General features: G+C 59.6%; 16 protein-coding genes and 2 pseudogenes. 4 read left to right on the forward strand and 14 right to left on the reverse strand.

Features of this window, described 5'->3' with window-relative positions; genetic code table 11:
• The first annotated feature begins 20 nt into the window (after positions 1 to 20).
• Positions 21 to 179 (forward strand): hypothetical protein, encoded by a 159-nt coding sequence (locus AB1J88_RS07960; RefSeq protein ID WP_003224520.1) that lies wholly within the window; start codon positions 21 to 23, stop codon positions 177 to 179.
• A gap of 116 nt (positions 180 to 295) precedes the next feature.
• Here AB1J88_RS07960 and AB1J88_RS07965 read toward each other — a convergent pair whose 3' ends face one another.
• Positions 296 to 808, reverse strand: a complete 513-nt coding sequence (locus AB1J88_RS07965; RefSeq protein WP_086791075.1) for an MgtC/SapB family protein — start codon at positions 806 to 808, stop codon at positions 296 to 298.
• 122 nt (positions 809 to 930) lie between these two features.
• Between AB1J88_RS07965 and AB1J88_RS07970 the strand changes: the two genes are divergently transcribed.
• The 3 genes from AB1J88_RS07970 (at position 931) to mapR (ending at position 4,423) form a co-directional block, all read left to right on the forward strand.
• Entirely contained in the window at positions 931 to 1,179 is a 249-nt protein-coding gene (locus AB1J88_RS07970; RefSeq protein ID WP_041067006.1) for a DUF3203 family protein, read from the forward strand.
• Between the two features lie 195 nt (positions 1,180 to 1,374).
• Complete coding sequence (ccoG, locus tag AB1J88_RS07975) at positions 1,375 to 2,805, forward strand: cytochrome c oxidase accessory protein CcoG (RefSeq protein WP_430290707.1); 1,431 nt, start codon at positions 1,375 to 1,377, stop codon at positions 2,803 to 2,805.
• Between the two features lie 208 nt (positions 2,806 to 3,013).
• Entirely contained in the window at positions 3,014 to 4,423 is a 1,410-nt protein-coding gene (mapR, locus tag AB1J88_RS07980) for a GntR family transcriptional regulator MpaR (protein ID WP_008087199.1), read from the forward strand.
• A gap of 128 nt (positions 4,424 to 4,551) precedes the next feature.
• On the opposite strand, the gene AB1J88_RS07985 is transcribed toward mapR, so the two are convergent.
• The 13 genes and pseudogenes from AB1J88_RS07985 to AB1J88_RS08045 form a co-directional block, all read right to left on the reverse strand.
• Positions 4,552 to 5,691, reverse strand: a complete 1,140-nt coding sequence (locus AB1J88_RS07985; protein WP_430290708.1) for a Kelch repeat-containing protein — start codon at positions 5,689 to 5,691, stop codon at positions 4,552 to 4,554.
• A 156-nt stretch (positions 5,692 to 5,847) separates the two neighbouring features.
• The gene (locus AB1J88_RS07990) at positions 5,848 to 6,594 is read right to left on the reverse strand and encodes an SDR family oxidoreductase (protein ID WP_047294160.1); all 747 of its coding nucleotides are present in this window, start codon (positions 6,592 to 6,594) and stop codon (positions 5,848 to 5,850) included.
• Positions 6,595 to 6,746: 152 nt separating this feature from the next.
• Positions 6,747 to 8,828 (reverse strand): putative bifunctional diguanylate cyclase/phosphodiesterase, encoded by a 2,082-nt coding sequence (locus tag AB1J88_RS07995; RefSeq protein ID WP_430290709.1) that lies wholly within the window; start codon positions 8,826 to 8,828, stop codon positions 6,747 to 6,749.
• A gap of 253 nt (positions 8,829 to 9,081) precedes the next feature.
• Positions 9,082 to 10,542 carry an efflux transporter outer membrane subunit gene (locus tag AB1J88_RS08000; RefSeq protein ID WP_131670347.1) on the reverse strand — a complete coding sequence of 487 codons (1,461 nt, stop codon included), beginning with the start codon at positions 10,540 to 10,542 and terminating at the stop codon, positions 9,082 to 9,084.
• On the reverse strand, positions 10,539 to 13,646 hold the full coding sequence (locus AB1J88_RS08005) for an efflux RND transporter permease subunit (protein WP_131670346.1): 3,108 nt from the start codon (positions 13,644 to 13,646) through the stop codon (positions 10,539 to 10,541). Before AB1J88_RS08005 ends, AB1J88_RS08000 begins: the two co-directional genes overlap by 4 nt.
• 136 nt (positions 13,647 to 13,782) lie before the next feature.
• Entirely contained in the window at positions 13,783 to 16,884 is a 3,102-nt protein-coding gene (locus tag AB1J88_RS08010) for an MdtB/MuxB family multidrug efflux RND transporter permease subunit (protein ID WP_430290711.1), read from the reverse strand.
• Positions 16,881 to 18,188: an MdtA/MuxA family multidrug efflux RND transporter periplasmic adaptor subunit gene (locus AB1J88_RS08015; protein ID WP_108182599.1), complete on the reverse strand. Its 1,308-nt coding sequence runs from the start codon at positions 18,186 to 18,188 to the stop codon at positions 16,881 to 16,883. The genes AB1J88_RS08010 and AB1J88_RS08015 overlap by 4 nt, the downstream gene beginning before the upstream one ends.
• Before the next feature lie 175 nt (positions 18,189 to 18,363).
• Complete coding sequence (gene tpx / locus AB1J88_RS08020) at positions 18,364 to 18,864, reverse strand: thiol peroxidase (RefSeq protein WP_041066982.1); 501 nt, start codon at positions 18,862 to 18,864, stop codon at positions 18,364 to 18,366.
• A gap of 229 nt (positions 18,865 to 19,093) precedes the next feature.
• Complete coding sequence (locus AB1J88_RS08025) at positions 19,094 to 19,453, reverse strand: hypothetical protein (protein ID WP_243753581.1); 360 nt, start codon at positions 19,451 to 19,453, stop codon at positions 19,094 to 19,096.
• 91 nt (positions 19,454 to 19,544) lie between these two features.
• Positions 19,545 to 20,243: a hypothetical protein gene (locus tag AB1J88_RS08030; RefSeq protein ID WP_430290712.1), complete on the reverse strand. Its 699-nt coding sequence runs from the start codon at positions 20,241 to 20,243 to the stop codon at positions 19,545 to 19,547.
• Positions 20,243 to 20,569, reverse strand: a complete 327-nt coding sequence (locus AB1J88_RS08035) for a hypothetical protein (RefSeq protein WP_430292725.1) — start codon at positions 20,567 to 20,569, stop codon at positions 20,243 to 20,245. Before AB1J88_RS08035 ends, AB1J88_RS08030 begins: the two co-directional genes overlap by 1 nt.
• Positions 20,570 to 20,586: 17 nt before the next feature.
• Positions 20,587 to 20,745, reverse strand: a pseudogene (locus AB1J88_RS08040) (PAAR domain-containing protein); the annotation flags it as partial.
• 248 nt (positions 20,746 to 20,993) lie between these two features.
• Positions 20,994 to 21,363, reverse strand: a pseudogene (locus tag AB1J88_RS08045) (DUF6124 family protein).
• Positions 21,364 to 21,483 lie beyond the last annotated feature (120 nt).

Here is a 21,483-nt window from a genome sequence, read left to right on the forward strand (position 1 = left end):
TGCCACACGGAGGTCTACAGATGAACATCCCGATCCCGGCAGAAACGCCTGATCCGAACATCGACAAACCCACCCTGCCCGAGACCGAACCGCAGCCGATTCCCGAACAGGAACCCCCAGGCACCACGCCACCGCCGAAGGAAGAACCGCCGACGACGATGCCACCCGTCATCGTCTGAGCAACACGTCCCCCCCTGTAGGAGCTGCCGAAGGCTGCGATCTTTTGATCTTGTTTTTAAAAATCAAAGTCAAAAGATCGCAGCCTGCGGCAGCTCCTACAGGTTGTTCGCGGTGTTCACAGATGCTGGTTTTTCTCGTCTTCTTTCTCGAACAACCTGACCACCCGCGGCATTACGCTGAAAATCCCCAACGCCAACAACGTGCTGAGCAGTGCAGTCGCTTCCCTGCCCAACCCCGCCGCCACGCCGATCGCCGCCGTCATCCACAACCCGGCTGCAGTGGTCAGCCCTTTGACATGGCCCTCATCGCCTTCCTTGTTTTTCAGGATGGTTCCGGCGCCAAGAAAACCGATCCCGGCGATCACGCCCTGCAACACCCGGCTCATGGCATCGGACTCCGCCCCGCTGGTTTGCGGCACCAGCACAAACAGCGCAGCGCCGAGTGCCACCAGCATGTGCGTGCGCACCCCGGCGGCCTTGCCTTTGTGCTCACGTTCGAAACCAAGAATCCCGCCGAGCACCGCCGCCATCAGCAGGCGCACGGTGATGCGCGTCAGTTGCGAAGCGTCGCCGACATCGGCGAACTCCGCTTGCAGCGTTACCCACACTTCATGCCACCAAGCGTTCATCGCTCCGTCCTTTTTAATTGTCGTTAATGGATGGACAGCAGCGACCATTAATCAGTTGCGCAGAACGATCGGCCACGCGCGCGCCCTAACCTCTCAGGTACCCATGAAAAAAGGACAGCCTCATGCCCGTTCGAATCGATGAATCCAACCCCGAATCAAAAGTGTGTTTTTTCACCGTCGAAAATGGCGAAGAAATTCGTATCTGCGACACCCTGGAAGTCAAAACGGATAGCGAAAAAGCCATGTCGTTCGTGGAAATTGAAAGCCGGCGCGTTTACATCACTGAAGCAGAGGCCGATGCCTTGACCGTCGCCGGCGCGAAAGACGGCCGCAAGCACCTGAAGGCCGATGAGAGTGATTCGGTGATTTGACTGACCCGGATCAACATCCGGCGCAGACGCCTGCGATAGGCGTTTGCGCCTGCGCCTGCGGGCTGCTTCAAGTTGTCGCAGGGCGTCGCTCAGACGCCATCTGATCCGCTTTTTATTCAAATAGCTGAGTCTGTTATGCAAACAGATCGGCGCTCATAGTTCGTTCGCCTGATGGAGGCTGATGAGCGAATGACCATGAGCGAACAAATCCCCGTCCGAACCATAGAAGCAAGCCCCACCATTAAAAATGTGCCAGGTCGCCCAATGAAGGCGAAGGCCGGCTCTACCGACAAGCAGATCCACACGCGCAGTTTCACCGGGCTGTTCCGCCGCCTGCGCATCAGCGGCGCAGGTTTTCTGTTTTTGCTGTTTTTCGGCACCGTGTGGTTGAACTGGGGCGGTCGTCAGGCCGTACTGTGGGACCTCGCCGAAAGCAAATTCCACATCTTCGGCGCAACCTTCTGGCCACAGGATTTCATCTTGCTCTCGGCGCTGCTGATCATTGCTGCGTTCGGTCTGTTCGCCATTACCGTGTTCGCTGGTCGGGTCTGGTGCGGTTACACCTGCCCGCAGAGCTCGTGGACATGGATTTTCATGTGGTGCGAGAAAGTCACCGAAGGCGAGCGCAACCAGCGCATCAAACTGCAAGCAGCGCCGTGGGGCCTGAACAAACTGGCGCGGAGGGCCGCCAAGCACACCTTGTGGCTGGCGATCAGCGTGATGACCGGGCTGACCTTCGTCGGCTACTTCACACCGATTCGCCCGCTGGCCGAAGAGCTGTTCACCCTGCAGATCGGTGGGGTCAGTCTGTTCTGGGTACTGTTCTTCACCGCCGCCACTTACATCAACGCCGGTTGGCTGCGCGAAGCGGTGTGCATGCACATGTGCCCGTATGCGCGATTCCAGAGCGTGATGTTCGACAAGGACACCCTGGCGATTTCCTATGACGCGGCCCGTGGCGAAAACCGTGGCCCGCGCAAACGCGACGTGAAGCCCGCCGAAGCCGGTCTCGGCGATTGCATCGATTGCCAGTTGTGCGTGCAGGTCTGCCCGACCGGCATCGACATCCGCGACGGTCTGCAGATGGAATGCATCGGCTGCGCGGCGTGCATCGACGCCTGCGATTCGATCATGGACAAAATGAATTACCCGCGCGGCTTGATCCGCTACAGTTCCGAGCGCGAATTGCAGGGTGGCAAGACCCACCTGCTGCGGCCAAGGCTGATCGGCTACGTCGCGGTGCTGCTGGTGATGATCGGCGCACTGGCACTGGCTTTGGTCGAACGGCCCATGGTCTCGCTCGACGTGACCAAGGATCGTGGGTTGTTCCGCGAGAACGGTCAGGGCCAGATCGAAAACATCTACACCCTGAAGGTGATCAACAAGACCCAACAGCGCCAGGACTACACCCTGAGCCTGGTGGATGGCGACGGCTTCCAGTTACAGGGCAAGACCGAACTGAGCCTGGCGCCGGGTGAGATTGTCGATGTGCCGGTATCGGTGGCGATGACCACCGAACGCCCGGCCAGCAGCTCGCAGACCTTGAGCTTCAAGATCGCCGACAGCGACGAGCCGCAGATTTATAGCGTGGCGAAAAGCAGGTTTGTGGCGCCGATGAATCGCTGAACCTTTAAGATGCAGCTCTCTTTTTCACAATGCGATCCCTGTGGTGAGGGGATTTATCCCCGATGGACGCGGAGCAACCCCAAATTTAGCAACCGGCCATGTCTGATACACCGCATCGTATGGTTTCAGGACTGCTCCGCAGCCCATCGGGGATAAATCCCCTCACCACAAATACATGCACTCAAATCAATTACTAACCGGGCAACCGATGAAACGCTACGAAAAATTCGCCGACGACATCGCTGAACTGATCCGCTCCGGCGTCCTCGGCCCCGGGCAGCGAGTGCCATCGGTGCGCTACGCCAGCCAGACCTACGGGGTCAGCCCGTCCACGGTGTTCCAGGCCTATTACCTGCTGGAACGTCGCGGACTGATTCGCGCGCGGCCGCGCTCCGGCTACTTCGTCAACACCCACGCGCCGAGTCCGTTTTCCGAGCCGGTGATCAGTAGCCACGTCAACGACTCCACCGAAGTCGACGTCAGCGAACTGGTGTTCTCGGTGCTCGAATCGATCAAGGACCCGAGCACCGTGCCCTTCGGCTCGGCGTTCCCCAGCCCGACCCTGTTCCCATTGCAGCGTCTGTCGCGCTCGCTGGCCAGTGCCGCGCGGGAGATGGACCCGCGCATGGTGGTCACCGACATGTCGCCGGGCAACCCGCAACTGCGTCGGCAGATTGCCCTGCGCTACATGGTCGGCGGGCTGATGCTGCCCATGGAAGAACTGCTGATCACCAACGGCGCCCTCGAAGCGCTGAACCTGTGCCTGCAAGCAGTGACCGAACCGGGCGATCTGGTGGCCATCGAAGCCCCGGCGTTCTACGCCAGCCTGCAAGTGCTGGAGCGCCTGAAACTCAAGGCCGTGGAAATCCCCGTGCACCCGCGCGACGGTATCGACCTCGGCGTGCTCGCCCAGACCCTGGAACGCCATCCGATCAAGGCTTGCTGGTGCATGACCAGTTTCCAGAACCCGATGGGCGCGACCATGCCCGAGGCGAAGAAACAGGAACTGGTGGAACTGCTGCGCCGGCATCAGGTGCCGCTGATCGAGGACGACGTCTATGCCGAACTCTATTACGGCCAGCAAGCGCCGAAACCGGCCAAGGCGTTCGACACCGAAGGGCTGGTGATGCACTGCGGTTCGTTCGCCAAGAGTCTGGCCCCTGGCTACCGCATCGGCTGGGTCGCTGCCGGGCGCTACGCGCAGAAAATCGAACGGCTGAAACTGATGACCTCGCTCTGTGCTTCAATGCCGGCGCAAGCGGCGATTGCCGACTACCTGCAACACGGCGGCTACGATCGCCATCTGCGCAAACTGCGCTATGCCCTGGAAGAACAGCAAAGCGCGATGCTCGCGGCGATTGCCCGCTACTTCCCGGCGCAGACCCGGGTCAGCCAGCCGGCGGGTGGCTACTTTTTGTGGCTGGAATTGCCGCCGCAGATGGATTCCTTGAAGTTGTTTCAGATGGCATTGGCGCAGGGCATCAGCATCGCGCCAGGGCCGATCTTCTCGCCAACCCAGCGCTTCAGGAATTGTATTCGCTTGAATTACGGCAGCCCGTGGACCGAGGATTCGGAGAAGGCAATGGAGACGCTGGGGCGGATTGTGCGGTCGTTCTGACAGTCAGATGTTGCCAGCGATGAGGTAAGATCGCCCAACACAAATGTCAAAAATCAGCCCTCCCCCCCAAATCAACAAACGTTCCAGACCATCGGACGCACCAATATACGTTCGCTTCAAAAAGCCGATCAAAGCGCACTGGTGAACAATTCAGCGCTGTTTGTGTAACCCGGGTCAGGTGTTGGAAGCTGTCCTGCGGTGATCAGGACTGCACCTGAGCCAAGTAATGTCGCACTGTGGGAATGACGGCCGTCGCTCAAGTCACCGACACGGATCCACTCATCTTTCGCAGATTGGTAGATTTCGGCGGACCATGGATCATTTACATCGAATACCCCGCTCCCACCTGTCACAAGCACCTCGCCACTCGCCAGCCTGGTCGCTGTGTGCCGATTGCGAGCAACCATCAACTCAGCCGTCCCTTGCCAAGTGCCATCATTCGGGCAATAGAGGACGCCACTGCGCAACGCAGCCCCAAATGGTTCGCCAGCGCCCCCGGCCAGCAGAACGCGTCCATCTTTGAGCAGTGTCGCTGTTTGCTGCATTCGCGGCGCAGGCAATGCTTCGACTTCTTTCCAGGTTCGACGCTGCGGATCAAAAACAAAAGCGCTACGAAGTGCAGCATTTTCAATTGCCGAGTAGCCGCCAGCAACCAGCACCTGCCCTGAGTCGAGCAATGTCGCGGTGTGATTCATTCTTGCGACAGGCAGACTGGGTACATCCACCCATTGGCCCATTGACGGGTCAAACAGCTCGACACTATCGAGGACTTCACCGCCGCTGGGCTGCAGATTGTTGCCACCTGTCACTAACACCTCTCCGGAACGCAATAACGTGGCGGTGTGAGCAAAACGCGGCGTCTTCACGTCAGCAGCGGCGCTCCATCGATTGCTGTTGGCGTCATATAACTCGACACTGCGCAGTGTAGTTCCATTGCTCCCGCCTACGACCATGACCAAGCCGGAATGAAGAATCAGCGCAGTGTGAGACCCACGTGGAATACGAAGGGGGGCCGCCGATAACCACATTTGCCGAGTCGGGTCATAGCGCTCAACGCTTGATGTCACCGAGTGCAAGTCAAATTGCATGCCGCCAGGAAACAGCGCATCAAAACGCACGGACGTGAGGGGGGTGAGAGTTGCCCCCACCGTATTGAGCCCTCCGGCTACCAACACTTCCCCGCTCGTCAGCAATGTCGCACTGTGCAACGCCCGCGGCACTGACAGGGGCGCCGTTGGTTCGAAGTTCCCACCTGAAATCGTGTACATTTCGCTACTCCCGTTTAGCCACGGCGAACAGCGCAATTCGGGAGTCGATTTGCCAATGTCCGTCACGTCTACTCTAGGCGCAGCAGCAAACAGATCAAACTGTCAAAACTGACAGTTGACAACGATACAAAACACAATTGCGTCAGAACATTGGCTCTAACGTCCGCCCCCCAGATCAACAAACGTCCCCGTCGCATAAGAAGCCTTGTCGGACAGCAACCAGACAATCGCCTCCGCCACCTCATCCGGGCGCCCGCCCCGAGCCATCGGAATCGCCGACTCAAGCTTGCTGACCCGATCCGGATCGCCGCTCAGCGCATGGAAGTCGGTGTAGATGTAGCCCGGACGCACCGCGTTGACGCGAATACCCTCGCCCGCCACTTCCTTGGACAGACCGATGGTGAAGGTGTCGAGCGCACCTTTGGACGCGGCATAGTCGACGTATTCGTTGGGCGAGCCCAGGCGTGCGGCGACCGAGGAGACGTTGACGATGCTGCCGCCCTGCCCGCCGTGCTTGGGCGACATGCGCAGGATCGCGTGCTTGGCGCAGAGGATCGGCGCCAGGACGTTGGTTTTCATGATTTTGAGAATGCGGAATTCGGACATTTCATCGACCCGCGACTTATGGCCGACGGTGCCGGCATTGTTCACCAGTGCGGTGACCCGTCCCAGCTCGGTGTCGACCCGGTGAAACAGTGCGATGACTTCGTCTTCGATGCTGACATCGGCGCGCACCGCAATGGCCTGCGCCCCCAGCGCCCGCACTTGCTCCAGCACGCTTTGCGCGGCCTGTTCATCCGACTGATAGTTGATGCAGATCCGATAGCCCTGCCCGGCAGCCAACAACGCCGTAGCGGCGCCGATTCCGCGCCCGCCACCGGTGATTACCATGACTTTATCCATGCTGGCCCTTCCCCCGATGCACACGTAACAGTCGGGGTGAAGAATAACCGTCATTGGGCGGTTTTGCATGGGCTCTGTCCAAGACAAAACCCTGCATGAGACTGAGATGTTTTTTGTGGCGAGGGAGCTTGCTCCCTCGCCACCGTTTGCAGTCAGACAGCCGCCTGAGCCTTTCCACGGGTGAGGTTCTGCATGAACGCGTCAGCCGGCATCGGATGGCCCAACAGATAGCCCTGCAACGAATCACAGCCCAACTGCGTGAGGAAGTCCTGCTGTACGCCAGTCTCCACGCCCTCGGCAACAATGCGCAAACCGAGTGCCTGCCCCAGCGCCACAATCGCCGAGACGATGGCCGCGTCATCGCTGTCGTGCTCCAGATCGCGGACAAACCCTCGGTCGATCTTCAGTTCGTTGGCCGGCAAACGCTTGAGGTACATCAGGCTCGAATAGCCGGTGCCAAAGTCGTCGATCGACAGGTCGACGCCCATGTCCGACAACTCCTGCAAAACCGTCATGCTGGCATCGGCGTCACTCATGGCCGTGGTTTCAGTGATTTCCAGCGTCAGGCTGTTGGCCGGCAAATGATGCGTAGCCAGCGCCCGGGCCACGCTCTGTACCAGCCCCGCGTGGCAGAACTGTAATGCCGAGAGGTTCACTGCAATGCGCCAGTCGGTGTAACCGAGCACATACCATTCGCGCATCTGCCGGCAGGCCTCGTTGAGCACCCAGTCGCCGATGGCGATGATCAGGCCAGTCTTCTCTGCCAGATCGATGAACTTGTCCGGCAGCAACATGCCCTGGGTCGGATGCTGCCAGCGCAGCAACGCTTCGGCCCCCACCGGACGACCACTGGCGGCGTCGAATTTGGGCTGGAAATACAGGCTGAACTGCCGGTGCTCCAGCGCGGCGCGCAGATCTTGCAGCAACTGCAGCTGCTTGCGTGCGTTGCTGTTCATCGAGGCATCGAAGAAGCTGTAGCCGTTTTTGCCGCCGCCCTTGGCGTGATACATCGCCGCATCGGCGTTCATCAGCAGTTCCTGAGCGCTCTGGCCATTACCCGGGTACAGGGCAATGCCGACGCTGGCGGAAATCTGCAACTCATGCTCGGCCACGCGAAATGACTGGCCGATCAGGCCGACCTGGCGCGCTGCCAGGCTCAGGGCATCGTTGGGCTCGGTCAGACGCACCAGCAGCACGAACTCGTCGCCGCCAATTCGCGCCAGCGTGTCCTGACTGCGCAAATCCTCACGCAGCCGCACCCCGACTTCGCGCAGCAACTGGTCCCCCATGTGGTGGCCAAAGGCATCATTGACTGGTTTGAAACCGTCCAGATCGATGAACATCAACGCAAAACAGCCGCCCTGCTCCTCGACCTTCTTCATCGCCTGATTGATCCGGTCGTCCAGCAGCATGCGGTTCGGCAGGCCCGTCAGGGTATCGTGCAACGCCAGTTGCGTCAGCTCACGGTTGGCCAGGGTCAGCGAATGCGCCAGATCGGCGGTGCGTGCTTCGAGGCGAGCATCGAGAATCGAGGTCAGCAAGGCGATCGACAGCACCGCCAGCGTGGTGATCAGCACCAGATTGTCGAGGCCGTTACCCTTGAGACCGTCGAGCGTCGCGCCGCAGAAACTGCCATTAGGAAACCGCGCGGCGGCCATGCCCGTGTAGTGCATGCCGACAATCGCGATGCCCATGATCACCGCCGCACCGCCGCGAATCAGGCGCACATAAGGCGACTGCTGGCGCAGGCGAAAGGCGATCCACAACGCCGCCGCCGAAGCACCGACCGCAATCAGCAATGAGGCGCCGAACAGGGTCGGGTCGTAGTCGATGCCCGGCGTCATGCGCAGTGCCGCCATGCCGGTGTAATGCATGGCGCTGATGCCGGCGCCCATGATCAAGGCACCAAAACCCAACTGCAGAATCGGCAGTTTCGGCTGGCTGACCAACCACAGGGCAAACCCGCACGACAGAACGGCAATCAGCAGCGACAGCGCGGTCACCGGAATGTCGTAGCCCAGTTCGATCGGCAACTTGAACGCCAGCATGCCGATAAAATGCATCGACCAGACGCCAACCCCCATTGCCAGTGCGCCGCCCGCCGTCCAGAAATGCACCGCGCGCCCACGGGCACTGGCAATGCGCCCGGTCAGATCGAGCGCGGTGTAGGACGCGAGGATCGCCACACACAAAGAAATGAAAACCAGGGTGAAGGAATAATTACCGATGAGCATGAAGATTCTCGCGACCACCCGCGCCGTACTGCGTCCATTCTCGGCCGGGCAAATGCGGCGATTGTACTGATTGCGCGGAAGAACGCACTGACAAAGTAATCATTTTGCCATCAACCCGATGAAACGCTTGTTTGATGGTTTTGCAAGGCTCTGGAGCAACCATCACAACCTGTAGGAGCTGCGGCACGCTGCGATCTTTTGACCTTGTTTTTTAAGATCAAAAGATCGCAGCGTGCCACAGCTCCTACACGATTTATTCGGTGGCCAGTTGACCGTCCCACCCGCCCCCCAGCGCGGCAATCAATTGCACGCTGGCAATCAGGCGATTCTGCAGGATATTGAGCACAGTGCGCTCGTTGCTCAGCGCCGTGGCTTGCACCACAACCACATCGATGTAGGCAATCAACCCGGCCTTGTACTGGTTCTGGGTCAGGCGCAGCGAGTCGCGCGCCGCATCCAGTGCTTCCTGACGCACCGCCGCCTCGTCTTCATACACTTTCAGTTGCACCAGATAGTTTTCCACTTCACGGAAGCCGTCGAGCACCGTCTGGCGGTACTTGGCGACGGTCTGGTCGTACACCGCCTCGGTACGGTCAACCTCGGCCGAACGGATGCCACCGTCGAAGATCGGCAAGTCCAGTTTCGGCCCGACCGACCAGAAACGGTTGGGTATGGTCAAAAGATTTTTCGAGGTACTGCTGCTGTAGCCGCCGCTCATGCTCAACGTCAGATCCGGGTAATACGCGGCTTTGGCCACACCGATATTGGCGTTGGCAGCGATCACCGAGCGCTCCGCCGAGGCAATGTCCGGGCGCCGTTCCAGCAACTGCGACGGCAGGCTCAGAGGAATCTGCGGCAGGTTCGGGATGTTCTGGGTCTCGGCGATGCTGAACTCGGCCGGCGCCTGTCCGGTCAGTACGGCGATTGCATTTTCGAATTGCGCCCGTTGCCAGATCAGGTCCACCAGATCGGCCTGGGTGGTTTTCAACTGGGTCTGTGCCTGCGCCACCGCATCGCGCCCGGAGATCCCGGCGCGGTACTGGTTCTGGGTCATTTGCAACGATTTTTCGTAGGCCGCGACCGTGGCTTCAAGCAAGCGTTTCTGTTGATCGATCACCCGCAGTTGCAAGTAATTCTGCACCAGCTCCGACTGCTGGCTCAGGCGCATCGCGGCCAGATCGGCGAAGCTCGCCTGGGCGCTGGCCTCGTTGGCCTCCAGGCCTCGGCGCAATTTGCCCCAGATATCCGCTTCCCAACTCACGCCCAACTGCGCATTGTAGGTATCGCGAATCCCGCTGGAAGAACTGCTCAGGCTCGAACTGCTGCTGCCGGTGCCCTGACTGGAGCGGGTCTTGCCCACGCTCAGGTCGACATTGGGGTAAAACGCCCCACGGGCACTGCGCACCAAGGCCTGGGCCTGACGGTACTGCGCTTCGGATTGCGCCACGGTCTGGTTGGAGCTGTTGAGTTTCTCGATCAGGCCATTGAGCTGCTGATCGCCATACAGCTCCCACCAGGCACCACGCGCCAGCGCGTCACTCGGATTGGCCTGGCGCCAGCCCTCGGCCTCTTTGTACTGTGCAACCTCGGCAGTCTGCGGGCGCTGATAGTCCGGGCCGACGGCGCAGGCGCTGAGCATCGCCACGCACAGCGACAGGCTCAACAGGCGCGAACCGCGCGCAGTGGCCAGATTGAGAAGCGAACGGTCGGTCATAGCGGAGTTTCCAGAGCAGCGTCAGTACGCACGCCACGCCACTTGTTGAAGCGGTGGCGCAGCTTGTCGAGATAGAGGTAAACCACGGGCGTGGTGTAAAGGGTCAGGACCTGACTGAAGATCAGGCCGCCGATAATGGTCAGACCCAGGGGCTGGCGCATTTCCGCGCCTTCCGCACGGCTGAGCAACAGCGGCAAGGCACCGAGGATTGCCGCCAGGGTGGTCATCAGAATCGGCCGCAGCCGTTGCAGGCAGGCGCTGCGGATCGACTCCAGCGGCGACAGGCCCTGATGGCGTTCCAGTTGCAGCGCCAGGTCGATCATCAGAATGGCGTTTTTCTTCACCACCCCGATCAGCAGGAACAATCCGAGCAGTGAAATCAGGCTGAACTCGCCGCCCAGCGCGTAGATCGAGAGCAACGCGCCGACCCCGGCCGACGGCAAGGTCGAGAGGATCGTCAGCGGGTGAATGTAGCTTTCATACAGCACACCGAGCACCAGATACACCGCCAGCAGCGCACCGAGGATCATGAACGGCTGACTTTTCTGGGTCGCGGCAAACGCATCAGCGGTGCCGGCCATTTTCGCAATCACGTCTTCCGGCAGACCGACCTTGGCAATCGCCCGCTCGATGGCGGCACTGCCCTGCTCCACAGTCACCCCTTCGGCCATGTCGAAGGCAATGCTTTCGGAGGCGAACTGGCCTTCGTGGCTGACGCGGTCGTCCTCCAGGCTGTTTTCGTAATGGGCAATGGTCGACAACGGAATCCGCGCACCGTCAGCGGTAATCACCTGCACCTGATTGAGGGTGACCGGATCCTGCGCGTACTTCTGATTGACCTCCATCACCACCTGATACTGGTTGAGGCTGTCGTAGATGGTCGAAATCTGCCGCTGGCTGTAGGCGTTGTTCAGCACCGCCGTGACCATGTTCATGTCGACCCCGAGGCGCTTGGCCTGATCGCGGTCGACGATCAGCGTTACCTGCTGCGCACCGCGTCCTTCGCGGGCATCAATCGCAGTCAGCTCCGGCAGTGCGCGCAGCGCGGTCACCACTTTCGGGTACCACTCGCGCAGGGCGCCCAGGTCTCCGCTTTGCAGGATGTAGCTGTATTGCGAGGTGGTCTGTTCGCGGCCGCCGCCGAACTGCAGGTCCTGATCCGCCATCAGCATCAACTGGGCGCCGGGGACCTTGGGCATCTCCTTGCGCAGGCGTTCGATGACTTTCTGCGCCGACAGGTTGCGTTCCTTGATTGGCTTCAGGCGCACCAGCATGAACGCGTTATTGGTGCCGTTGGTGCCACCGATGAAACCGGCCACGCTCTCGACCGCTTCGTCCTTGAGCACGGCGCGGCGGAAGGTTTCCATTTTCGGCTGCATCACGCTGAACGACAGGCCGTCGTCGCCCCGCACGAAACCGATCAACTGGCCGGTGTCCTGCTGCGGCATGAACGTCTTCGGCACCACCACGTACAGCGCGACGTTGACCCCGACCGTGATGATCAGACTGAGCAGGGTCAGGCGGCGGTGGCGCAACACCCAGTCGAGGCTGGTCGCATATTTGCCGACCATCCAGTCGTTGGTCTTGCGGCTCCAGCGTTGCAAACGGTTTTCCTGGCCCGGCGTGTGCGGCTTAAGCCAGCGCGCGCAGAGCATCGGCGTCAACGTCAGCGAGACCACCAGCGACACCACGATCGCCGCCGCCAGGGTAATGGAAAACTCGCGGAACAGGCTCTCGACAATGCCGCCCATGAACAGGATCGACAGGAACACCGCCACCAGCGACACGTTCATCGACAACAAGGTAAAACCGACTTCCTTGGCCCCGAGGTACGCGGCCTTCATCGGTTTGACGCCTTCGTCGATGTGCCGGGAAATGTTTTCCAGCACCACGATGGCATCGTCCACCACCAGCCCGGTGGCCAGAATCAACGCCATCAGCGACAGGTTATTCAGCGAAAAACCGTAGAGGTACATCACCGCGAACGTGCCGACCAGCGACACCGGCACCGCCAGCGTCGGAATCAGTGAGGCGCGGAAATTACCCAGGAACAGGAACACCACCAGAATCACCAGCGCCACAGCGATCAGCAAGGTCATTTCCGCTTCGTGGAGGGTGGCCTTGATCACCGGCGAGCGGTCCATCGCCAGATTCAGCTTCACGCTGGCCGGCAGCACCGCTTGCAACGCCGGCAACTGCGCCTTGATCTCGTTGACCGTCTCGATGATGTTGGCGCCGGCCTGGCGGTTGATCACCAGCAGCACCGCCGCATCATCGTTGAAGAAACCGCTGTTGTAACGGTCTTCGACGCCGTCGCTGACCTTGGCCACGTCCTTCAGACGCAGAGCCGCGCCGTCCTTGTAATGGATGATCAGCGACTCGTAATCCTTGGCTTTCTCCAACTGGTCGTTGGCCTGGATCTGCCACAGGCGCTCGCCGTCTTCGACCGAGCCCTTGGGCCGGCGTACGTTGGCCGCGGCGATGGTCTTGCGTACATCGTCGAGCGCCACGCCGTACTGGTTCAGCGCCTGCGGTTCGAGTTCGATACGCACCGCCGGCAGCGAACTGCCACCGATCTGCACCTCACCCACGCCCTGCACCTGGGACAGGCTCTGCGACAGGATGGTCGAGGCCAGGTCGTAGAGCTGGCCTTTTTCCAACACGTCCGAGGTCAGCGACAGCACCATGATCGGCGCCTGCGACGGGTTGACCTTCTTGTAGGTCGGCATGCTGCGCATCCCGCTCGGCAACAGGTTGCGCGAAGCGTTGATGGCTGCCTGCACCTCGCGCGCTGCGCCGTTGATGTCGCGGTCAAGGTCAAATTGCAGAATGACCCGGGTCGACCCCTGGCTGGAACGGCTGCTCATGGTGTTGACGCCGGCAATCGCGCCGAACGAGCGTTCCAGCGGCGTCGCCACCGTGGACGCCATCACTTCGGGACTGGCACCGGGCAGACTGGCCTGGACCACGATCACCGGGAAATCCATTTGCGGCAGCGGCGATACCGGCAACAGACCGAAACTGACACCGCCCAGCAACATGATCGCCAGGCTCAGGAGCATGGTCGCGACCGGGCGCTTGATGAAAGGACCGGAGAGGTTCATTCAGGCCAGCTCCAACCACCAACCCCTGTGGGAGCGAGCTTGCTCGCGAAGAGGCCGGCACATCCAACATCGTCAGTGACTGACTTACCGCTTTCGCGAGCAAGCTCGCTTCCACAGGTCATTTGGTGCTGCAAATTCATACAACCACCTCATCACGGTCGGCATTGGTCTTGCCAAAGCGCCGACCGAGGCGATCGAAGTACAGGTAGATCACCGGCGTGGTGAACAGGGTCAGCACCTGGCTCACCAACAAGCCGCCGACCATCACCAGACCCAATGGCTGACGCAACTCAGCCCCGGAGCCGGTGGCGAGCATCAACGGCACGGCGCCGAACAACGCTGCCAGAGTGGTCATCAGAATCGGCCGGAAGCGCAGCAGCGCCGCCTGATAGATCGCCTGCTCCGGCGCCATGCCCTGGTTGCGTTCGGCGTCGAGGGCGAAGTCGATCATCATGATCGCGTTTTTCTTGACGATACCGATCAGCAGGATGATGCCGATGATCGCGATCATCCCCAGATCGTTGCCGCTGAGCAGCAACGCGAGCAAGGCACCCACTGCCGCCGACGGCAGGGTCGAGAGGATGGTGATCGGGTGGATGTAACTTTCGTAAAGCACGCCGAGCACGATGTACATGGTCACCACCGCCGCCAGAATCAGCAGCAAGGTGCTCGAAAGCGACGCCTGGAACGCTTCGGCCGCGCCCTGAAACTGGGTCTGCACGCCAATCGGCATGCCGATGTCCTTCTGCACCTGTTCGATGATGTCCACCGCATGCCCCAGCGCCACGCCGGGCGCCAGGTTGAACGACATCATCACCGCCGGGAACTGGCCGATGTGGGTGATCGCCAGTTGCGCCTGACGCTCCTCGACATGGGCCAGACTCGACAGGCGCACCTGCGCACCGTCAGTGGTCTTGACGTGAATCTGGTCCAGCGCCGCCGGCCCGATTTTCTCCCCGGCCTGTGCCTGCAGCACCACGCGGTACTGGCTGGCCTGGGTGTAAATGGTCGAAATCTGCCGCTGGCCGAAGGCGTCGTACAGCGCATCGGTGATGTTCTGCACCGAAACGCCGAGGCGTGAAGCCGCGTCACGGTCGATCACCAGATAGACTTGCAAGCCTTTGTCCTGCAAGTCGCTGGCAACGTCGGTCAATTCCGGTTGCTGCGCCAAGGCTTCGACCAGACGCCCGCTCCACTGGCTGAGCAATTCGGCGTCCGGTGAGGACATGCTGAACTGGTACTGGGTACGGCTGACCCGATCCTCGATGGTCAAATCCTGCACCGGTTGCATGAACAGACGGATGCCGACCAGTTTGTCCAGTTGCGGCTGCAGGCGCGCGATCACCTCGGTGGCGCTCAGGTCACGCTGGCCGTGAGGCTTGAGGTTGATCAGCAGACGACCGCTGTTGAGCGTGGCGTTGTCGCCGTCGACACCGATGTAGGACGACAGACTCTCCACCGCCGGATCTTCAAGAATCACCTTGGCCAGCGCCTGCTGACGCTCGCCCATCGCAGCGAAGGAAATCGACTGCGGTGCTTCGGAAATACCCTGGATCACCCCGGTATCCTGCACCGGGAAGAAGCCCTTGGGCACTACCATGTACAGAAACACGGTCAGTGCCAGCGTTCCGATGGCCACCAACAGGGTCAGCGGCTGGTGTTTGAGCACCCACTGCAACCTGCGCCCGTAGGCGGCGATCATCCAGTCGATGAAGCCGCCGCTGGCCCGGTAGAAACGGCCCTGCTCGTGGGCTTCTGGCTCTCGCTTGAGCAGGCGTGCGCACATCATCGGCGTCAACGTCAGCGAAACCACCAGCGAAATCAGGATCGCCACCGCCAGGGTGATGGCGAACTCGCGGAACAGCCGCCCGACCACGTCAGCCATGAACAACAACGGAATCAGTACCGCGATCAGCGACAAGGTCAGGGAAATCAGGGTGAAACCGATCTGCTTGGCGCCTTTGAGTGCCGCCTGCATCGGGCTGTCGCCCTCCTCGATGAAGCGCGCGATGTTTTCCAGCATCACGATCGCGTCGTCGACCACGAAACCGGTCGCGATGGTCAGCGCCATCAAGGTCAGGTTGTTGACCGAGAAGCCGGCCAGGTACATCACGCCAAACGTACCGATCAGCGACAGCGGCACCGCCACCGAAGGGATGATCGTCGCACTGGCACGCCGCAGAAACAGGAACGTCACCATCACCACCAACGCGATGGCGATCAGCAGTTCGTGCTGCACGTCGGTGACCGAGGCGCGGATGGTCTGGGTGCGGTCGGTGAGCACGGTGACGTCGAGGCCAGCCGGCAGGTTGTCGGTGATGCTCGGCAGCAAGGCCTTGATCCGGTCGACCACCTCGATCACGTTGGCGCCCGGCTGACGCTGGATGTTCAGCAGCACCGCCTGATTCTGGTTGGCCCACGCGGCGAGACGTTCGTTCTCGGCGCCGTCGACGATTTCCGCCACATCCTTCAGGCGCAGCGGCGCGCCATTCTTGTAGGCGAGGATCAGGTTGGCGTAGTCCTTGGGCGACGTCAGCTGGTCGTTGGCATCGAGCATCGAGACCCGGGTCGGGCCGTCGAAGTTACCTTTGGGCTGGTTGACGTTGGACGCACCGATCAGGGTGCGCACGTCTTCCAGGTTCAGGCTGTTCGCCGCCAATGCTTCCGGGTTGACCTTGATCCGCACCGCCTGACGCTGACCGCCGGCAATACTGACCATGCCGACGCCGCTGATCTGGGCGATCTTCTGCGCCATGCGCGTGTCGACCAGGTCATTGAGCTTGGGCAGCAGCATGGTTTTCGAAGTGATCGCCAGGGTCAGCACCGGGGTGTCCGCCGGGTTGACCTTGTTGTACACCGGCGGTGCCGGCAAGTCTGTCGGCAGCAGGTTGGTCGCGGCGTTGATCGCGGCCTGCACCTGCTGTTCGGCGACGTCCATGTTGATGTCGAGGCTGAAACGCAGGGTCAGCACCGACGCGCCGCCGGAACTGGTCGAGGCCATTTGCGTCAGCCCCGGCATCTGCCCGAACTGGCGTTCGAGCGGCGCGGTCACGGCGCTGGTCATCACGTCGGGACTGGCGCCGGGGTACAAGGTCATGACGCGAATGGTCGGGTAATCGACCTGCGGCAACGCCGAGACTGGCAGCAAGCGATAGGCAATCAGGCCGGCCAGAACAATGGCCAGCATGCTCAGGGTGGTGGCTACCGGACGGAGGATGAACAGCCGCGAAATGTTCATGCGCCCTTCTTGGCCTTGTCAGCTGTGGCGGCGTCCGGTGCACTGGCGGCGGGTTTGCCCTGTAGGTGCCCGGTCGGGGTGGTCGGCACGTCATTGCTGTCGTTGACCACTTCCACTTCGCTGCCTTCCTTCAGGCGGTCGGTGCCTTCCAGCACCACGCGATCGCCCGCGGCGAGGCCTTCGGTGACCACGGTGTTGGTGCCGTCGCTGGCGCCGATCTTCAATTGGCGGATGGTGACTTTCTTGTCGCCGTCCAGCGCGTAGACGAAGGTGCCGTTGGTGCCGAACTGAATCGCGGCCGACGGTGCCAGCACCACGCCTTTGAGGGTGTCGGCCAGCAGGTGCACATTGACGAACTGATTGGGGAACAGCGACTGGTCGCGGTTATCGTAACGGGCCTTGAATTTCAGGGTGCCAGTGGCGACGTCGATCTGGTTGTCGAGACTTTGCAGCACGCCGCTGGCCTGGATTTTGGTATCGCCGCGATCCCATGCCTCGGCCGGCAGCCTGGCGCCGCTGTGGTAGCGCGCCAATACGGTTTCGAGGCTGTTTTCCGGCAGGGTGAAGACCACGCTGATCGGCTGGGTCTGAGTGATCACTGCAAGGAACGTGGTGTCGTTGGCCGCAACGAGGTTGCCGACGTCGACCTGACGCAGACCGACGCGGCCGGCAATCGGTGCGCGGATCTTGGTGAATTCGAGATTCAGCTTGGCGTCGTTGACCGCCGCCTGATTGGTCTTGACCGTGCCCAGGTACTGGCCGACCAGTGCTTCGGCGGTGTCCAGGGTTTGCTTGGCAATGCTGTCTTCCTTGTACAGGCCGCGATAACGCTCGACGTCGACCTGCGCATTTTTCAACTGCGCCTGGTTCTGCAGCAAGGTGCCTTCAGCCTGGAGCAAGGCGTTCTGGTACGGACGCGGATCGATCTCTGCCAGCAAGTCGCCGGCCTTGACCATCTGTCCTTCTTCGAAATTGATCTTCACCAACTCGCCGCCGACCCGGCTGCGCACGTTGATGGTGTTGAGCGCGGTCACCGTGCCCAGCGCCTTGTAATACAGCGGGAAGTCGCCCGTGACCGCCGGGGCCACCCGCACCGGAATCGGCCCGGCCGCGCCGCCGAAGCCCGGCCGCATCATCCCCGAACGCCCGGCATGACCGCTCGCCGCCTTGTCGGCGCCCTCCTTGTGGGCCGAACCGGCGGGCCAGAATTTCCAGCACAGGACGGCGATGACCAACAGGACGAGCAGGCTGATCAGCCAGCGACGGGCGTTGCGAGGGGACGATTGCATGGATTGATTAACCATTGGGCGCGTGGGCTTCTTTTACGGGAGGCTGAACGATAAGCACTGATGGGATTTAAGCAAAGCAGCTTTACCGGCAATTTACCTTCAACTTACGTTTCAAGGTGTGAGGCAAAACACTGATACACAAATGAAAACGGCCTGGACAGGGCCAGGCCGTTAACAATTGTAAAAGCGCTTATTTCAGAACGGCGAGTGCTGCGTCGTAGTTCGGCTCTTCAGCGATTTCCTTGACCAGCTCGCTGTGCAGCACGTTGTCGTTCTCGTCCAGCACCACCACGGCACGGGCGGTCAGGCCTTTGAGCGGGCCGTCAGCGATGGCTACGCCGTAGTTTTCGATGAACTCGGCACCGCGCAGGGTCGACAGGTTCTGCACGTTTTCCAGGCCTTCGGCGCCGCAGAAACGGGCCTGGGCGAATGGCAGGTCAGCCGAAATGCACAGCACCACGGTGTTGTTCAGTTCGTTGGCCTGAGCGTTGAACTTGCGTACCGAAGTCGCGCAGGTCGGGGTGTCGACGCTTGGGAAGATGTTCAGCACTTTGCGCTTGCCGGCAAAGTCTTTCAGGGTAACGTCGGACAGATTGCCGGCAACCAGGGAAAAGGCTGGCGCCTTGGAACCGGCTTGTGGCAACTGGCCGTTGACTTGAACCGGGTTGCCTTTGAGGGTGACTTGAGCCATGACTTTAGTCCTTCTTAACGTGGTGATTGAGCATGCAAGAGGCCGAAGTTAACCACGAAATTGTCCGACGACCTATGCCCTGACAGAAAATTGTCAGGGGGCCGCGCAAAAAATTGTATACAACCCCGCCCCCCTGTAGGAGCTGCCGAAGGCTGCGATCTTTTGACTTTATCTTTTCATCAAGATCAAAAGATCGCAGCTTCGTTTCACCGACAGCTAAAAGAATTGGTCAGTCGGGCATGGATCGGATGATGTCGGCTAGATCATCCTTGGTTATTTCATTGGCCTTGATCGCAGCGGCAATATCGGTTTTGGAGAGCGGAAACCGTTTGAAAATTTCTTTCAAGGTTTCCTCATCAACATTGGCCAGCCAGAGCGGATCTATAAATGAACCACCATACTCAGGCTTCATGGGTACTTCTTCGTGTGCAATTGCACCTTTATGATTGAGATACACTACATAACGGTCGTGCCCTTCAGGAAAGCTTTTATCGTGATAAAGGGTAGTACCCAAAGGCAGGACATAGTAATTCTCGTCGCCATTTGGCCCTTCAATCAGCAACGGTTCTTTAGTTTTGATCATTTTCATATTGTGCCCCTTCGTAATATCGCCAAAAATCAGAAAAGCCAAAAAAATCGCATTGACGGATAAAACTGCCACCAGCCATAGGCCAAGACGTCTATTTGTAAACATTTTTCTTATCATAGGGGGCCTCGGTATTCGCTTCGAGCATGGCTTGTAAATCCGCAGGCATGAAAATACCGTCCTTCGGACTACTTTGCGTACGCGCTGCCTGTCTTTCGATGAAAGAAAGACCTCGCATCTCATTGAATCTCGCCGGGTTCTGCACAATTGACTTTCCCGAAACCTTTGCTCCTGCAATTGTCACGGTTGTGCAGTTATTCGTAGTCGGATGATAGTTCGATGGCAAGACATACCGAGCTGATGAGGCAGTCTTTTTTCGCTGTTCTTTTTGCTTGGCGACAATACCGTCGAAATGAGCGATCACAGCCTCGGCGTTTGCATTTTCCAAAAAATAAACAAAACCTGTTGTTGTACGCCCCAAACTGTTTTCACCAGAGATATACGCTTTGAAGGACGTCCAGACGTTCAACGCGCCTTCGCCCTCGCTATCGAACGTGCCCCAGGTTTTTCCATAGCGACCAAAGTCATAAGTAATGTCTTTGCTACCGACCACCACGTGTAAAGCCGCGTGCCCGAAAGGATGCTCTTCTTTATCGCGGGTGTAGGGGCCACCCACCAGCACTTCCATATACGCACCGGATACGACCACCTGATTGGTTTTCGTGGTTTTCCCTGATGCGCCTGTATTTTTTGCTGCCTGGGTTGTGCTGGTAGTTTTAGTAGACTGAACCATTAAAGATGTTCCGTATCTTCAAGTTTCGGAAACTTTATGCTGCAACTCCCCCTGGGAATATTTGCAACATGCACAAAGCCATTTTCGTCGAGGACGCCAGTCATCAAGGTTCCATCGGGAAGCGTCAATTCATACGCCTCGTTGGCTACAGGTTCATCTCTTTCATTAAGCAACTGAAACTCGACGAAAGTCTTTTCTTTCAGAAACTGCGAGAAGAAGCTGGCGGGAGCACTACCAGAATCACCGACGAAGGTGTCGGGTGATCCAGCAGTAATCGTCGCTCCACATGCCGTTTGGGAACCGACATGGGCAACGTCCTTTCCCAACCCAAAAACATGGGGGTGCCCGTTGTTATGGGATTACTGCCGTGAATCGGGCAGGAATAGATATCTCCTACCAAAGCTACGGGAGTCGAGTTAACAAAAATAGGACTTGATCCAGTGCTGATATTTCCACCATGACTACCTGGATCTCCGAGCCTTGCGACTGGCTTTCCTGCCATCGTTTCTCTCCATTGAATATCACGACCTGCGGATGTTACCCGATCTTGTTTTGGAAAACAGGGTATCCATGTCACCTGCGAGCTGGATAGAAAATACGACCGGCTAGAGTCTTTTTTGGTTGGTCGTTGACCGTTCCAACGCGCGGTAAAGGAATGTAACAAGAGAGCTCCGCGCGCCAACTCACGAATCTGACGCAGAGCGTCAAGGGCTGCATTGCTTTGCTGCGCGCGGGAAGGATCATGATCAATCAGTCTTTAAGTTCTACGTGATCCAGTGCTTGATTTATCGCTAACTCGCCCAGCATGACGACCTGAGCAATACCCAGTGCTGTTTTGCGCTGGGAGGTTTCCAGCGAGGCAGCGAAGTTGATGAGCATCTCGCTGGCCGAGCCGAGTGTTTCGCTGGCGTTGGCTAGAAGAGATTCGGTGTTGTACCTGGGATTGGCGAGGTACATGGACTCAGGCTCGTTGGCGCTGGACATGATACGGGCGGCGGGATTGAGGTAGTAGTCGAGGGCGCGGTCGGCGGCTTCGTGGAGTTTTTTACTGTCGACTGAGGCGTAAGGGGTTGTGGTGTCGGCGCCTGACTCTGGGGGGGTTGGGTGTTGGTTTTTTCATGGTGTAACTCCACTGAATAGTCGGAGCTGCCCCCTTCGGTTTCCGGACGAAGAGGTGGCAGCTGTACGCAGGTTGGAAACCCGGGCAGCGGCGACCCGGACGACCCGAAGGTCCCCCGCG

The sequence above is a fragment of the Pseudomonas sp. S8 genome, assembly GCF_050473925.1.
GTDB lineage: Bacteria > Pseudomonadota > Gammaproteobacteria > Pseudomonadales > Pseudomonadaceae > Aquipseudomonas > Aquipseudomonas parakoreensis.

What these genes read in the sequence shown, in the direction of transcription:
- AB1J88_RS07985 (WP_430290708.1), bottom strand. Translation starts at nt 5,691, where the DNA reads ATGTACACGATTTCAGGTGGGAACTTCGAACCAACGGCGCCCCTGTCA.
- AB1J88_RS08010 (WP_430290711.1), bottom strand. Translation starts at nt 16,884, where the DNA reads ATGAACATTTCGCGGCTGTTCATCCTCCGTCCGGTAGCCACCACCCTG.
- ccoG (WP_430290707.1), top strand. Translation starts at nt 1,375, where the DNA reads ATGAGCGAACAAATCCCCGTCCGAACCATAGAAGCAAGCCCCACCATT.
- AB1J88_RS07995 (WP_430290709.1), bottom strand. Translation starts at nt 8,828, where the DNA reads ATGCTCATCGGTAATTATTCCTTCACCCTGGTTTTCATTTCTTTGTGT.
- AB1J88_RS08025 (WP_243753581.1), bottom strand. Translation starts at nt 19,453, where the DNA reads ATGAAAATGATCAAAACTAAAGAACCGTTGCTGATTGAAGGGCCAAAT.
- mapR (WP_008087199.1), top strand. Translation starts at nt 3,014, where the DNA reads ATGAAACGCTACGAAAAATTCGCCGACGACATCGCTGAACTGATCCGC.
- AB1J88_RS08015 (WP_108182599.1), bottom strand. Translation starts at nt 18,188, where the DNA reads ATGGTTAATCAATCCATGCAATCGTCCCCTCGCAACGCCCGTCGCTGG.
- AB1J88_RS07970 (WP_041067006.1), top strand. Translation starts at nt 931, where the DNA reads ATGCCCGTTCGAATCGATGAATCCAACCCCGAATCAAAAGTGTGTTTT.
- AB1J88_RS08005 (WP_131670346.1), bottom strand. Translation starts at nt 13,646, where the DNA reads ATGAACCTCTCCGGTCCTTTCATCAAGCGCCCGGTCGCGACCATGCTC.
- AB1J88_RS07965 (WP_086791075.1), bottom strand. Translation starts at nt 808, where the DNA reads ATGAACGCTTGGTGGCATGAAGTGTGGGTAACGCTGCAAGCGGAGTTC.
- tpx (WP_041066982.1), bottom strand. Translation starts at nt 18,864, where the DNA reads ATGGCTCAAGTCACCCTCAAAGGCAACCCGGTTCAAGTCAACGGCCAG.
- AB1J88_RS08030 (WP_430290712.1), bottom strand. Translation starts at nt 20,243, where the DNA reads ATGGTTCAGTCTACTAAAACTACCAGCACAACCCAGGCAGCAAAAAAT.
- AB1J88_RS07960 (WP_003224520.1), top strand. Translation starts at nt 21, where the DNA reads ATGAACATCCCGATCCCGGCAGAAACGCCTGATCCGAACATCGACAAA.
- AB1J88_RS07990 (WP_047294160.1), bottom strand. Translation starts at nt 6,594, where the DNA reads ATGGATAAAGTCATGGTAATCACCGGTGGCGGGCGCGGAATCGGCGCC.
- AB1J88_RS08000 (WP_131670347.1), bottom strand. Translation starts at nt 10,542, where the DNA reads ATGACCGACCGTTCGCTTCTCAATCTGGCCACTGCGCGCGGTTCGCGC.